A 13,935-nucleotide genomic window follows, 5' to 3' on the forward strand; every position below is an offset into this window, starting at 1 on the left:
ATTCTTGCTTATTTAATAATTTTTAGCGCTGCTAATTGATCAAATAATGCGGGAATATCATCCTCAGCCACTGGCTTACTAAAATAATAGCCTTGAACAATAAAGCAATTATTATTTTGTAAAAACTCAACTTGCTCGATTGTTTCGACCCCTTCGGCAACTACATCAAGCTTCAGCTTTTGTGCCATAGCAATAATGGCCGCAGTGATCTCCATGTCGTTATCATCCTCAGGTATATCTTTGACAAACGAACGGTCAATTTTAAGAATATCGACAGGGAAACGCTTAAGGTAACTCAGTGAAGAATAACCCGTACCAAAGTCATCAATAGAAATTGAGATACCCAACTTTTTAAGTTGATGTAACTGATCAATAGCTGCTTCAACATTCCCCATCAGCATGCTTTCGGTTAATTCAAGATGCAGACTTTTAGCATTAATCTGCGTCTCTATAATTATTTTTTTCAGCATAGGCACTAAGCTTGCGTCTTTAAACTGTCTTGCTGACAGATTGATCGACATATTACTTGCTCTACCTTGTTGTTCTAGTCGCTTCGTAAACTCACACGCTTGTTGTAGCACCCATTTACCGAGCTCTACAATTAAACCCGTTGCCTCAGCTATCGGAATAAACTTAGTCGGAGGAATAAACCCTTGCGTAGGATGGAACCAACGAAGTAATGCTTCATATCCCACCACGCTATTATCGCGACAATCAACTTGTGGCTGGTAATGTAGCGTGAGTTGCTTTTCTTTAATCGCATGACGCAATTCATTTTCTAGGAATAATCGTTCATTAGCTGCCGCATTTAGATCTTGGCTATAAAAATGGAAAGTGTTACGCCCTTTGGCTTTGGCCTCATACATGGCTAAGTCGGCATGCTTTAGTAACTGATCTTCTTCTAGGCTATCAAATGGTGCTAAGGTGATGCCAATACTTGCACTGACAATTACTTCATTGCTGCCAAGTTTTATCGGCTGGTTTAAGGTTTTTTGTATGGTGTCAGCGACTTCAGATGCTTCTTTTTGATGTTCAATACCACTGAGTAAAACAGCAAATTCATCCCCACCTAAACGGGCTATGGTATCTTCTGCTCGTAAGCGCTGTTTTAAGCGTGTTGCCACTTCAACTAACAGCTGATCACCCGCATCATGACCTAAAGTATCGTTAATACGCTTAAATTCATCCAGATCAAAATAAAATAAAGCAAACGAGTAACGCCCTCTCTCAGCAAGCGCCATCGACTTCCTGAGCTGCATTCTAAAGAATGTACGGTTAGCAAGCCCGGTTAGTGTGTCAAAGTAAGCGAGCTGTTCCATTTTTCGTTGGCTTTCTTTCACAAACGAAATATCTTGCGCTGATGCCACGTAACTGGTTATTTTACCACCGTCTTCTCGAATAGGTGACACACTAAGCGATACCCATATTGGCGACTTGTTTTGCGCTTCAATAAGCGTATCTCCTCGCCAGTAATTACGATTACGCAAATCAATGTCAATATCCTCTACCAACATGGTCATTTCATTGGCAATAATTGTCAGTAATGGCTGACGCAAGAAATCATTTTCGACAAAATCAGTCATCTCTAACATTTTTGGATTAACGTATTCAATGACAAAATTTTCATCGGTGATCACCACCCCTGTACCCGAGAACGCAACCGCTTTAGACAAGCGATTTGCAGCTTTCTCTGCGATTTCTTTTTCTATTATGCGCTGGTTTAAGCCGTCAATGAGTTTGCGAATTTCAATGGTCATATCTTTGAATGAACCATTAAGCGTACCAATTTCATCTTTATTTTCTTTTGGAAACTCAATCTCTAACTGGCCTTTACCAAAGTTAGTAACTGCATAAACCAATGAATGTAAGCGTCTTAATACCAATTGGTAAAGTGCTTGGTGTAATAATAAAGCAACTAAAATGGCATACAGAATAAATAGGCCAAAAAACTTAAGCTTTAAGTCTTTCAATGCCGATAACGTTGAGGAGCGCTTTTTATATACACCCACATACCAGTTTACACCTTCAACTTTATGGATATTTATAATGTAGTCTTCATCATTTAATGAAAATGAATCGGCATATTCTGGTAATTGTATTTGCCCTGCGTTATCAATAACGCGCTTTAGTTCTGGAGAAATAAAGTCATCTGGTAATAGCTTTTTGCCTGCCTCTCCGTACTCTTTATAATTTTCAGAGGTTAAGTTCGGATGTGCTAATAGCTGTCCTTGTTTATCAAACACTACTAAGTGTTTTTCCTTTCCACCGACGGGTAATTGCGATATGAGTGAGTTTAGTGAAATATCGCTACCGGTAACCCCTAAAAACTCATCATCTTGATAAATGGGAACAATTAAACTGACTACCCATTTATTCCAAACTTCATCATAGTAAACTTTTGACCATTGAGGCTCTCGTTGTGGGTTAGTTAAAGACTTCGCATAATTGAAGCTATCACTTTGGTTAAATGTATAATTTCCAGGCACATTAAGCGCCCAGTTTGGCGGTGCGACACGAATAAAGTTATCTTCAGTTATAAGATAAAAATTATAGAAATCTTGAATTAACGTAGGAGAAATAACTTTCCAAAGGGATTCAGAATCAGCAATTAGCTGTTTATAAAAAGGAGAATATGCAGTTTGAGGGATAAACGCGGCTGATAGCCCATCCGGTGATGCACTGCGCACTGAGCCATCATTGGTGAGCTGCATTGTCGGTGCAGTATTATTTTTAAATGACAACTGTCCCTCAAATAACTGCTCGCTAACAACAATATTAGCTTGCTCTGCTATTTTAACTTTGGTGGCTATCAGGTTATTAAACTGGTTTATTAATAATTCATTTGATTGCTTTAATACCTCATGCTCTTCAAAAACAAGCTGTTTTTCTTCTGACTTGAGCATTAATGCAGCCGCACAAATGCCAGCCACTAAACAGATACCAGAGATCAACAATGATAACTTTACACTAAGTGAGTTTATGCCAAATCGAGATGGAGGGCGTCGATACACAAAAAGCCAACCTTATTTATAATTATTATTTTTTCAAGTAATAGAAATATACCAGAACTTAAATCAGAATTATAAATTATTTATAAACTTTTAAAAAACAACACCTTTTGTACACATATTAGGTAAAAAAGCCGCGTCAGGTAAGTGCTTGTTGACATTGGGAGTGACACTTCATACATTAAGGGTATGAATATAAATTACTCACACACCTTTTTTTCTTTTTTTAGCTTCTTTATATAGAAGAGGCTTCCCTGTTTGTGAGATAAAATCAATCGAATAGTAAAGCCTCCCAACTGGGAGGCTTTTTTATTTTCACTGCAAAATCAGTGATATTTTTGGAATGAGGAAAACCAAATGAGCAACGATGTACTTGATACTCTCAGGCACGATATAAATGAAATCGACTCCGATTTACTTGTTTTACTAGCAAAGCGACGCCGCATTAGTCATGGCGTAGTTGAATATAAAATTGCAAATAATAAACCCATTCGTGATGAGGCCCGTGAACAGGCTTTGCTCGAAAAACTTATTGGCTATGGCAAATCGTTAGGGCTTGACGCTTACTACGTTAACAACGTGTTTCAAACGATATTAGAAGACTCCGTATTGCATCAACAAGCCATGCTTCAAAAGAATTTAAACCCCGATGCACTGAGCGAAACCCATCGCGTAACGTATTTAGGCGGTCAAGGCTCTTATAGTCAGCTTGCATGTCATAAATATTTTAGCCGTCGCCCGGGTAAATTAGTTGAAATTGGTTGTACCTCATTTGAAGAAATCACTGGTAAAGTAGAAAAAGGTCAAGCCGACTTTGGCTTACTGCCTATCGAAAACACTAGCTCAGGTAGTATTAATGAAGTATTTGATTTGCTGCAGCATGCACAGGTCTCTATTGTCGGTGAAGTTACTCATAGCGTTGAGCATTGCTTATTAGCAGCCCCAGGAACTGAGCTGAACCAATTAACTAAAGTCTTTGCACATCCGCAACCCTTTGCCCAATGTAGCCGCTTTTTACAGGGCCTTGGCGAACTTCAGCATGAAACCTGCGATTCAACCTCAAGTGCATTAAAATCAGCTCTTGAAACACCGAACAGCGCAGCAATCGGCTCTGCGCAAGCAGGGAAAAATGTAGGCCTTGAAGTGATCAAGGCGAATCTTGCCAATCAAAAAGAAAATCACAGCCGCTTCATTGTGGTTGCCCGAAAACCACTGCAAGTATCAACTCAAATCCCTACTAAAACTAGCTTAATTATGTCAACCAAGCAGCAGGCCGGTTCGCTTGCCGATGCGTTAATGATTTTTAAACAGCATAATATTAATTTAGTGAAACTAGAATCTCGACCTACTCCTGGTAACCCATGGGAAGAAGTATTTTATGTGGACTTGGAGGCTAACTTAATCGATAACCAAGTGAAGCATGCATTGGAGGAGCTCAAACAGCACACTCAATATGTTCGTGTACTTGGTTGTTACCAAAGCGAGTCTTTACAAGCTGTGAGCGTAGAAAGCTAACAAAATATTAAAAAAGGGCCTAGCGGCCCTTTTCTTTTCACGGAGCTATTCTTTTTAATCAAGTACTTTCGCATCATTCGCTTTATTTAATAAACTACGGCTTTGGGTTAAAAAGTGCGCCGTTGAATCTGAGAAATAAGATTTTGCATCAGCAAAAGCATCAATTAATGCGGGCTTATCCCCTGCTTTTAGCTTTTCAAGCGTTTGCGAAAACAAAGACTGATACTGCGCCAATAAGCTTTCGACATTGTCAAACTGCGCTAACATAATATCGGTGTATAGCTCTGGCGATTGCGCAAATAAACGGCCAACCATCATTAGCTCTAACTGATATATAGGTGATGAACAACTTCTTAGCTCGGCGAGTGTGTGTCCCTGTTTTGCTAAAAACTGACCGTACACAAAGGTGGTTAAATGACGCATAACCTGAATAATTTGCATTGCTTCGTCATGCTTTTTGGCCTCAAGTTCAACCAACTGACAACCCCATATTTGTAGCTGTTTAAATAACCCTTGTGCCACCTCATGACTACGCCCTTCACACACCACCACGGTTTGTTTCACCCAATGGGAAATATCAGGTCCAAACATTGGATGTAAACCAACAACTGGCCCACTATGTACTTTTTTAAGCACAGCTAATGGTGCTTGTTTAACTGATGTAATATCAACCAGCAAACAATCATCATCAAGCTTTGGAAGCGCGTTAACAACTGTTTCAAGAGCATTTATTGGTACACTGATCATCACCAGTTTTGCACCTTTTAGAATATCCGCTGCCTGTGATTGCTGCGCTTTATCTAAAATTTTGACTTCGTAACCCGAACGCTGAAATTGTTTTGCAAATAACTGCCCCATTGCCCCTTCACCACCAACAATAACAATTGGCGATAATTGTGGGTCGGCACAGGCTAATTTGGCTTGTTGATTTTGATAAGCTTCACGCATCATGCGTCTGAGAATGTCTTCGACTAAATCAGGATTTACACCTTGATTAATAGCCTCTTGACGTCGTGCAGCTAATAAATCTGCTTCTCGATCGGGTGCATGTAATGGCGCGCCAGTTTGTTGTTTTATTGCGCCTATTTGTTGGGTAATACCATTGCGTTTTGCAAGTAAGGCAACCAGTTGCGCATCGCATTCATCTATACTTGTTCTTAGCTGCGCTAAATCACTTATCTCTGCCACGTTCTCATTCCATCCAAAAAAGCAAAATCGTAAATTAAAACTTACAAAAAAGTAAACTAATCAATACGATAAATACTAACAGGATACGTTAGGGGTTAAAAGGCAAATTATTGAAAAGATCACTATCAGTTGTTCAACTAAAACCAAGGTGGAAACGATAGTAAGTAACCTAAACGCTAGATAATAAATCTATCTCAAGCAGCTATTTCAGCGCTAACTACATTGAATTTACGTAGGTTCAGGTTAAGTAGAGAATCTTAAAAAGTGGCTAAAGCCACTTTTATTAAGTAACCGGCGAGCGGTTAAGGAGAACTATTAGTATTCTAATGCCATAGCCGCAAGCGACATAATACTGTCGAATGATTCTGCGCCAGCGATAAATAAGCCATTGTGACAAAACATAGCATCATCGATACCAGTTACCGCTTGAAATTCATCGTCTGATAATCCTGCCCATGGTGCAGGTAATGACTTTCTGTCTTCAAAAGAGCCTAATTCTGCAGGCACCGTTTGCACTATCCACTTGCCAGAATGAGATGGGTAAACGACAAATAATGCCTCATCAGATAAACTATGTACGGTTTTTTTCCACGGAGTATAGCGCTCTAATACGATTAATCGAGGATCATCAGCTTGTTTTATTGCTTGAGCAACAATCTTCTTAGCATTTAAACCACCTCGGGCAGAAGCTACAAAACGAATCAGTAAAGTGTGTGCAAATTCAACCGCTTGATCAAAAGCAGCATCAAAATCACTTTCCTCTTCCCATGTTGGGTTAAACATAGAAATTGTTTGGCTTAAGCTAATGCCTGTAGCAACCCCTTCAACATGACCACAATCAATGGCATCAATAGTTGATACAAGCCCTGCATCCACCGCATTCGCCACATCTTGGTTATCATCACATATTGCTAAGCCATATTTTTTCCACACCAAGCCAAATGACGAAAAAGGAATACCATTTTCACGAGCGCCAGCACCGCCACGCTGATGATGATCAAACCGGTTAGTTTCTGGGTCATATTGACCACCAACATCAATAACCACATCGGCGTCATTAATAATCGCATTATCGCGTGTGCGGATCAGGGTAAAAGAAGGAAAAATAATTTTAAGTGCAGCGATACTAAAAACATCATCTGCGTGAAAATTGCCGTTGTGTGTAACTATCGTTTTATCATTCATTTTTGTACATCATTTTTGCAAGAAGTGAGAAGATATTGTGATTTGAAGTGAACCACACTTTAACGCATGCAGGTTAAGGTGTGTATTGGTTTTTGAATGTAGCGATATAAAAACCGCAATAGCATTAAAACCAAAACGGGTTGCAACCCAAAGGTTGCAACCCGTTTTTTTGCGTTGATAAACAGCGCGTATTAGTTAAGTTTTTCTCTAATACGTGCAGATTTACCAGAACGCTCACGTAGATAGTAAAGCTTAGCACGACGAACCGCACCGCGACGCTTAACTGTTACGCTATCAATAAGAGGGCTGTGCGTTTGGAATACACGCTCAACACCTTCACCGTTCGAGATTTTACGAACTGTGAATGCTGAGTGAAGACCACGATTACGCTTAGCGATTACAACACCTTCAAAGGCCTGTAGACGCTCTTTAGCACCTTCTTTTACTTTTACCTGTACAACTACTGTATCACCAGCGCCGAATGCAGGTACGTCTGTTTTAAGCTGCTCTTCTTCAAGCGCTTTAATAATATTTTGGTTTACTTTTGCCATTATGTTTCTCACTTTCCTAGGTGTAACTGTCTTCTAGCCACAAGCTTTTTGGTACTCTTGCTGAAATTTCGCGAGTAATACCGCTTGCTCCTCAGTCAGAGCTAGGTTATGCAACAAGTCAGGACGGCGAAGCCAAGTTCTACCTAATGACTGCATAAGCCGCCATTTTGCTATCTCTTGGTGGTTTCCGCTGAGTAATACAGCAGGCACCTGTTTGTCGTCCAATGTTTCTGGCCGTGTATAGTGAGGACAATCTAGCAAGCCATCCGAAAATGAATCTTGCTCTGCTGACTGGTTGTGTCCTAAAACCCCTGGCACTAATCGAGCTACTGCGTCAATTAATGTCATGGCAGGTAGTTCACCTCCACTCAAAATAAAATCACCAATTGACCATTCTTCGTCAACGTACGATTCTATTATTCTCTCGTCTATACCTTCATAGCGACCGGCAATTAAAATCAGTTTTTCAGAGCTTGCGAGTTCGCTAGCCCCTTGCTGATCTAGTTTGCGCCCTTGTGGCGACATATAAATTACTTTTGCACCATCCCCTGCAGCCTGTTTGGCTTCAAGAATGGCTTGTTTAAGCGGCTCAACCATCATTAACATGCCTGGGCCGCCCCCGTAAGGACGATCATCTACGGTTCTATGCTTATCAGTTGCATAGTCTCGTGGATTCCAGCAGTTAAAGTCGATTAAACCCTTTTTAACAGCGCGACCGGTTACACCTTGCGTTGTAATTGCATCAAACATATCCGGGAAAAGGCTGATAACCCCTACCCACAACGAACTTGTTTGACTCATTAAAAGCTTGGATCCCAATCTACAGTAATTTCTTTCGCATCATATTTAACCTCTTGAATAACTGAATCAGTTAAAAAAGGAATTAAACGTTCTGCTTGGCCAAATGCATCTTTACTGTTTGCTTTCACAACCAGTACGTCATTTGAGCCTGTCTCCATAAGGTCATCAACAATGCCTAAGTTATAACCTTTATCAGTTACAACCGACATGCCAATGAGATCTCGCCAATAGAATTCACCTTGCGGTAATTCTGGTAGCTGCGCTGAATCCACAGAAATTTCAACATTGGTATAAGCCATTGCTTGGTCTCTGTCGTTTACTTGCGCAAACTTAGCGATAAAGCCTTTGTTGTGGCGACGCCAGTCGACCACTTCTAAGGATTGCCATTTACCTTGCTGCCCTATCAACCACGGGCTGAAATCGAAGATCCCTTGGGGATCATCAGTAAATGAATGCACCTTAAGCCAGCCCTTTATACCATATGGGGCGCCGAGCTTTCCTACGACAATTATTGATGAGGTGTTCTCTTGACTCATGGTTACACTTACGCCTATTAAGCCGCTTTACGAGCGTCTTTAACTAATTTAGCTACACGATCTGAAAGACCTGCGCCTTGACCTAACCAGTGCTCAACACGTGGTAAATCTAAACGAAGTTTTTCTTCTTGACCTGAAGCGATTGGGTTAAAGAAACCTACTTTCTCGATGAAGCGACCGTCACGCGAGAAACGGCTATCCGCAACCACAATTTGATAGAAAGGGCGTTTTTTAGCGCCACCACGTTGCAAACGAATAGTTACCATACCGTCCTCTAAATAGATTGACTGTTTTCATTAATAAGATTTACTCCCCAGTATGGGGAGCCGGTGAATTGTACGAGTTTTTAGCAACAATGCAAGTAAGAAGTGATGCAAAAAGGCAGTTTAGTAGATTAAACCGTGATCCAAGAAGAAAAAGCATGTGAACAAGCTATTCTGTGCATAGTTTATTCAACAATAAAGAGGCAATTTGCCTCTTTATTGATTGCTTTTTATCTCGTATCGGAGATATTAAAGGTTAAATTATTAAAATTTCGGGCCACCGCCGCCCATCATTCCCGGTGGTAACATCCCTTTCATGCCACGCATCATTTTTTGCATGCCACCTTTGCCTTTCATTTTTTTCATCATTTTTTGCATTTGGGTAAACTGCTTAAGCAGCTTATTGATCTCTTGTACTTGAGTACCCGACCCCGCTGCAATGCGCTTTTTACGCGAACCTTTAATGATCTCTGGGCGTGCACGCTCTTTTTTAGTCATAGAGCTAATAATTGCTTCCATTTGAATAAAGGTTTTATCGCCCATCTGGCCTTTTACTGCATCTGGAATGTTTTGCATGCCTGGCAGTTTATCAAGCATCGACATCATGCCGCCCATATTTTTCATTTGCTTTAATTGATCAGCAAAATCATCCAGTGTAAAACCATCACCTTTAAATACTTTTTTCGCTACTTTTTCTGCCTGCTCTTTATCTACTTTCATCTCGACTTCTTCGATTAATGAAAGTACATCACCCATGCCTAAGATACGTGAGGCGATACGATCAGGGTGGAAAGGTTCAAGTGCGTCAGTACGCTCACCAACACCCATAAACTTAATAGGTTTCCCGGTAATATGACGAATAGATAACGCAGCACCACCACGGGCATCACCGTCTGTTTTAGTTAAAATCACACCGGTTAAAGGCAATGCTTCGTCAAACGCCTTCGCGGTGTTTGCAGCATCTTGACCTGTCATTGCATCAACAACGAATAAAGTCTCGATTGGATTAATTGCACCATGAAGCGCTTTGATTTCATCCATCATGTCATTATCAACATGCAAGCGACCTGCAGTATCAACTAATACCACATCAATAAATTTCTTTTTCGCGTGAGAAATAGCAGCTTGTGCTATATCAACTGGCTTTTGTGAAATGTCACTTGGGAAAAATTCTACATCTACTTCTGTTGCTAATGTTTCTAACTGCTTAATTGCCGCAGGACGGTAAACATCGGCACTCACTACCAGCACAGATTTTTTCTTGCGCTCTTTTAAAAACTTAGCCAGTTTACCCACACTGGTTGTTTTACCAGCACCTTGAAGACCCGCCATCATCACAACAGCCGGAGGTTGCGCGTTAAGGCTTAGCTCTTCATTAGCTTCACCCATGGCCTTTTCAAGTTCTTCACGAACAATTTTTATAAATACTTGGCCAGGACTTAAGCTTTTAGTAACTTCAATACCAACTGCGCGTTCTTTAACTTGTTTTACAAACTCGCGAACAACAGGCAACGCCACATCGGCTTCTAAAAATGCCATTCGCACTTCACGAAGTGTATCTTTAATGTTGTCTTCAGTTAGGCGGCCACGGCCACTAATATTTTTTAGGGTTTTACCTAATCGTTCTTGGAGGTTCTCAAACATGTAACGGTTCCGAAAAGACGTTGAAATCAACTCTATTAATAAGGTCGATGTTATTAAAATTCAATTAGAAATAGTATACCGTAAATGGTGGCATACAATACAGTGCTGAAATGCTGCTTATTGAGTTTCTTTTTACAGGGTCTATGCATTTGCTTTGCTATAAAATACAATGGCCACATAACGAACACGAATTATTTGACTTCAATTAAGTGGCCAAAGCAAAATGCTGATTATTAGTTTAACTATTATTGCCAGTTTATTTTATGTGTTAGCAACGTCTCACGTGCTTTCGCGATTGTTTCACCGTCAGGGGCCGAGCCAAAAAGTTACTATTATACTCAGTACTGTCGCTATTTTGGCGCACATGCTGCTTTTAGTAAATTCGGTATTTAGGGCTGATGGGCAAGATTTAAGTATTGTTAATGTGGCATTACTGACATGCTGGATTATCGTGCTGTGTGTCACCACTGTTTCTTTGAAGTTTCCCGCAACCTTGTTACTACCTGTTGTTTATGGCTTTGCTGCGCTTTTAACCATTTCTAGCTTATTTATCCCTCATCATGTTTTATTACAAAGTATTAATGTAGAACTAGCACTAGTAGCGCATATATCACTGTCGTTATTGGCTTACTGTATTTTAATTATTGCGACTTTATATGGTGTGCAATTTTATTTTATTGATAAGCGCCTAAAGCGAAAAGACCTAGCAATAGTTCACAGTCACTTACCACCTCTGATGGTTGTAGAGCGTCAACTTTACCAGTTATTAAACTTAGGCACCGTATTATTAAGTGTGGCGCTGATCACTGGTTTTGTATTTCTCGATGGCATGTTTGCCAAAGAGTTTATTCACAAAACAATCTTATCCCTAGTTGCTTGGGCCATTTTTGCCACAATTGCAGTTGGCCATGTCAAACGTGGTTGGCGAGGAAAAGTTGTGGTAGTTAGTATAATGATTGCCGCTTTTACACTCACACTCGCTTATTTTGGTAGCCGTTTTATACAAGAAGTGGTCCTGAATAAGTTTTAACTTGACTCTGAAAGCTCACTCTAGCTTAATACACATTGGTTTATAAAAAAAGGATCCATCGTTGGACGACATATCGACAAGTACCCTGTTTATCATATTAGGTTTATTGGTGCTTTTTTCTGCTTACTTCTCCGGGTCAGAAACCGGAATCATGTCAATCAACCGTATTCGTTTGCGACACCTCGCTAAAGAGAATCATCGTGCTGCGAAACGCGTTAGTAAATTACTGAGTCGACCAGATAGGTTGATAGGTCTGATCCTAATTGGTAATAACCTTGTTAATATTGCTGCAGCGCAGGTAGCCACCATTATTGGTATTCGCTTGTATGGCGATTTAGGTATTGCCATAGCGACAGGTGCATTAACACTTGTTGTACTAATTTTTGCTGAGGTAACGCCAAAAACACTGGCCGCCCTCTATCCTGAGCGAGTTGCTTTTCCCAGCTCAGTGATACTCAAAGGCTTGTTAAAAATACTCTTTCCGTTTGTAGTTGTTGTTAACTGGATGACCAACGGCATATTACGCTTATTTGGAATTAGTGCTGCACAAATAGATGAGCACAGCATGAGTAAAGAAGAATTAAAAACCGTGCTTAACGAATCTGGAGCGCTGATCCCCGCGCGCCACCAAAGTATGCTGACCTCAATTTTAGATTTAGAACAGGTTACCGTTGAAGATATTATGATACCCCGCAATGAAATTGTGGCGATTGATATCAACGATGACTGGAAAATAATTAGTAAGCAGCTTACTCATGCTCAACATACTCGCGTGCTTTTATACCGCGACAATATAGATGATGCAGTAGGCTTTATTCACTCTCGTGATGCATTGCGTCTTCTTACTAAAGAGCAATTCGATAAACCTTCGCTACTACGCGCTGTACGTGAAATTTACTTTATTCCTGAGGGAACGTCGCTTAATACTCAACTACTGAAGTTTCAGTTATCAAAAGAACGAATTGGTATTGTTGTTGATGAATATGGCGATATCCAAGGCTTAGTTACCCTAGAAGATATTCTTGAAGAGGTTGTGGGCGATTTCACCACTACTCAAACCCGCACACCAAGTGAAGAAGTAACCACACAGAACGATGGCTCTTACATTGTTGATGGTGGTGCTAACGTTCGCGACTTAAATAAAGAAATGGGCTGGGAATTCCCATTAGATGGCCCTAAAACTTTAAGTGGCCTGATTGTTGAGTATTTGGAAGATATCCCTGATGCTAACTTAAGTATTCGTATTGCGGGTTACCCAGTTGAAGTGCTTGAAATAAAAGAAAACATGATTAAACAAGTTAAAATTCAGCCCAATAAACGTAAAAAATAACCCAATAAAAAAGGAGCCAAATGGCTCCTTTTTTAATTAATCTGGGCTTAGATTAGTTAAAAGAATAAACGCTCTAACCAACCTTTGTCTAAATCATCCTCACAGCGTCTTAGCTGCGCTCCATAACGGCTCGCACGGTGTTTTACTTTATTGGCAACGCTCATTAACCATTTTTTCTTACGATAAGTGCCTCGCTTATAACCGCCCCACCCTTCGTGATAATTTAAATACTGTGCGTAGGCATCCCATTTAGAAACACCATTAACTTTGTGGGTTTTATAAACAAACCACGCCATAAAATCGATCGCATCTTCAAATTCATCTCTATCAGCACCACTATTACCTGTTTCACGAATATAATCAGACCAAGTTGGCGTTTTAGCTTGAGAATAACCATAAGCATCACTTGCGCGTCCAGTTGGTATTATCCATAAAAAGTATTCCATGGGCGGTGCAGCATCATGACGAAAAGAGCTTTCTTGATACATCATGCTCATTAATACGTGTTTGGGAGAGCCCCACTTGTCTTGCGCGTCTTTTGCATCAAAATACCAGTCAGACTTCTCTTCAAAGATTTTACAAATATCTTCTGGTTGCTTAGGTGGTGCAGTGGCACAACCAACTAAAGTAAGCACTAGAGATAAAGTAATAATATTTTTTTTCATTTTTTAAGATCTCACTGAACTTTTTAAAAAAGCGTGGGTCTGAATCTATGAATGCAGCAGTACAGCATTGTTTCATCCCTAAAGAATATTTACGCAGCTACTATGAGCTGCGTTTTTTTTTGCCTACGACTTACTTGGGTCTGTTGACCTTTCAAGGTTGAATTTGCAGCAGTCTGTTTGGTATTTAGGCAAGGCAGAACCTATGTGGTGTGGTTATTC

Annotated in this window: 12 protein-coding genes and 1 other annotated feature; of the genes, 3 read left to right on the forward strand and 9 right to left on the reverse strand. The window is 40.2% G+C overall.

Going from position 1 to position 13,935, the window contains the following annotated elements; translation table 11 throughout:
* Positions 1-8: 8 nt before the first annotated feature.
* On the reverse strand, positions 9-3,011 hold the full coding sequence (locus tag PUND_RS12380) for a bifunctional diguanylate cyclase/phosphodiesterase (RefSeq protein WP_010391318.1): 3,003 nt from the start codon (positions 3,009-3,011) through the stop codon (positions 9-11).
* A gap of 195 nt (positions 3,012-3,206) precedes the next feature.
* Positions 3,207-3,322: a sequence feature (Phe leader region), on the forward strand.
* Between the two features lie 43 nt (positions 3,323-3,365).
* On the opposite strand from PUND_RS12380, the gene PUND_RS12385 reads away from it, so the two are divergent.
* On the forward strand, positions 3,366-4,523 hold the full coding sequence (locus tag PUND_RS12385; protein ID WP_010391316.1) for a chorismate mutase: 1,158 nt from the start codon (positions 3,366-3,368) through the stop codon (positions 4,521-4,523).
* Positions 4,524-4,577: 54 nt separating this feature from the next.
* On the opposite strand, the gene tyrA is transcribed toward PUND_RS12385, so the two are convergent.
* The 7 genes from tyrA to ffh form a co-directional block, all read right to left on the reverse strand.
* Positions 4,578-5,711: a bifunctional chorismate mutase/prephenate dehydrogenase gene (tyrA, locus tag PUND_RS12390; RefSeq protein WP_010391314.1), complete on the reverse strand. Its 1,134-nt coding sequence runs from the start codon at positions 5,709-5,711 to the stop codon at positions 4,578-4,580.
* 315 nt (positions 5,712-6,026) lie between these two features.
* Positions 6,027-6,896 (reverse strand): MYG1 family protein, encoded by an 870-nt coding sequence (locus PUND_RS12395; protein WP_010391312.1) that lies wholly within the window; start codon positions 6,894-6,896, stop codon positions 6,027-6,029.
* Positions 6,897-7,087: 191 nt separating this feature from the next.
* Complete coding sequence (rplS, locus tag PUND_RS12400; RefSeq protein ID WP_008114473.1) at positions 7,088-7,447, reverse strand: 50S ribosomal protein L19; 360 nt, start codon at positions 7,445-7,447, stop codon at positions 7,088-7,090.
* A 33-nt stretch (positions 7,448-7,480) separates the two neighbouring features.
* On the reverse strand, positions 7,481-8,248 hold the full coding sequence (trmD, locus tag PUND_RS12405; protein WP_013464494.1) for a tRNA (guanosine(37)-N1)-methyltransferase TrmD: 768 nt from the start codon (positions 8,246-8,248) through the stop codon (positions 7,481-7,483).
* Positions 8,248-8,784: a ribosome maturation factor RimM gene (gene rimM / locus PUND_RS12410; protein WP_008114470.1), complete on the reverse strand. Its 537-nt coding sequence runs from the start codon at positions 8,782-8,784 to the stop codon at positions 8,248-8,250. The genes trmD and rimM overlap by 1 nt, the downstream gene beginning before the upstream one ends.
* Positions 8,785-8,801: 17 nt before the next feature.
* A complete protein-coding gene (rpsP, locus tag PUND_RS12415; RefSeq protein WP_008114468.1) occupies positions 8,802-9,050 on the reverse strand; it encodes a 30S ribosomal protein S16 in 249 nt (82 codons plus the stop codon).
* Between the two features lie 261 nt (positions 9,051-9,311).
* A complete protein-coding gene (gene ffh / locus PUND_RS12420; RefSeq protein ID WP_010391303.1) occupies positions 9,312-10,691 on the reverse strand; it encodes a signal recognition particle protein in 1,380 nt (459 codons plus the stop codon).
* A 223-nt stretch (positions 10,692-10,914) separates the two neighbouring features.
* Here ffh and PUND_RS12425 point away from each other — a divergent pair, with 223 nt between their 5' ends.
* Positions 10,915-11,721 (forward strand): cytochrome C assembly family protein, encoded by an 807-nt coding sequence (locus tag PUND_RS12425; protein ID WP_010391302.1) that lies wholly within the window; start codon positions 10,915-10,917, stop codon positions 11,719-11,721.
* Between the two features lie 61 nt (positions 11,722-11,782).
* A complete protein-coding gene (locus PUND_RS12430) occupies positions 11,783-13,051 on the forward strand; it encodes an HlyC/CorC family transporter (protein ID WP_010391300.1) in 1,269 nt (422 codons plus the stop codon).
* Positions 13,052-13,107: 56 nt separating this feature from the next.
* Here PUND_RS12430 and PUND_RS12435 read toward each other — a convergent pair whose 3' ends face one another.
* On the reverse strand, positions 13,108-13,716 hold the full coding sequence (locus PUND_RS12435; protein WP_010391298.1) for a transglycosylase SLT domain-containing protein: 609 nt from the start codon (positions 13,714-13,716) through the stop codon (positions 13,108-13,110).
* Positions 13,717-13,935 lie beyond the last annotated feature (219 nt).

Source organism: Pseudoalteromonas undina (assembly GCF_000238275.3).
Lineage (GTDB): Bacteria > Pseudomonadota > Gammaproteobacteria > Enterobacterales > Alteromonadaceae > Pseudoalteromonas > Pseudoalteromonas undina.

Coding starts and splice junctions, on each gene's coding strand:
- PUND_RS12385 (WP_010391316.1), top strand. CDS start 3,366: ATGAGCAACGATGTACTTGATACTCTCAGGCACGATATAAATGAAATC.
- PUND_RS12395 (WP_010391312.1), bottom strand. CDS start 6,896: ATGAATGATAAAACGATAGTTACACACAACGGCAATTTTCACGCAGAT.
- rplS (WP_008114473.1), bottom strand. CDS start 7,447: ATGGCAAAAGTAAACCAAAATATTATTAAAGCGCTTGAAGAAGAGCAG.
- trmD (WP_013464494.1), bottom strand. CDS start 8,248: ATGAGTCAAACAAGTTCGTTGTGGGTAGGGGTTATCAGCCTTTTCCCG.
- rimM (WP_008114470.1), bottom strand. CDS start 8,784: ATGAGTCAAGAGAACACCTCATCAATAATTGTCGTAGGAAAGCTCGGC.
- rpsP (WP_008114468.1), bottom strand. CDS start 9,050: ATGGTAACTATTCGTTTGCAACGTGGTGGCGCTAAAAAACGCCCTTTC.
- ffh (WP_010391303.1), bottom strand. CDS start 10,691: ATGTTTGAGAACCTCCAAGAACGATTAGGTAAAACCCTAAAAAATATT.
- PUND_RS12425 (WP_010391302.1), top strand. CDS start 10,915: ATGCTGATTATTAGTTTAACTATTATTGCCAGTTTATTTTATGTGTTA.
- PUND_RS12435 (WP_010391298.1), bottom strand. CDS start 13,716: ATGAAAAAAAATATTATTACTTTATCTCTAGTGCTTACTTTAGTTGGT.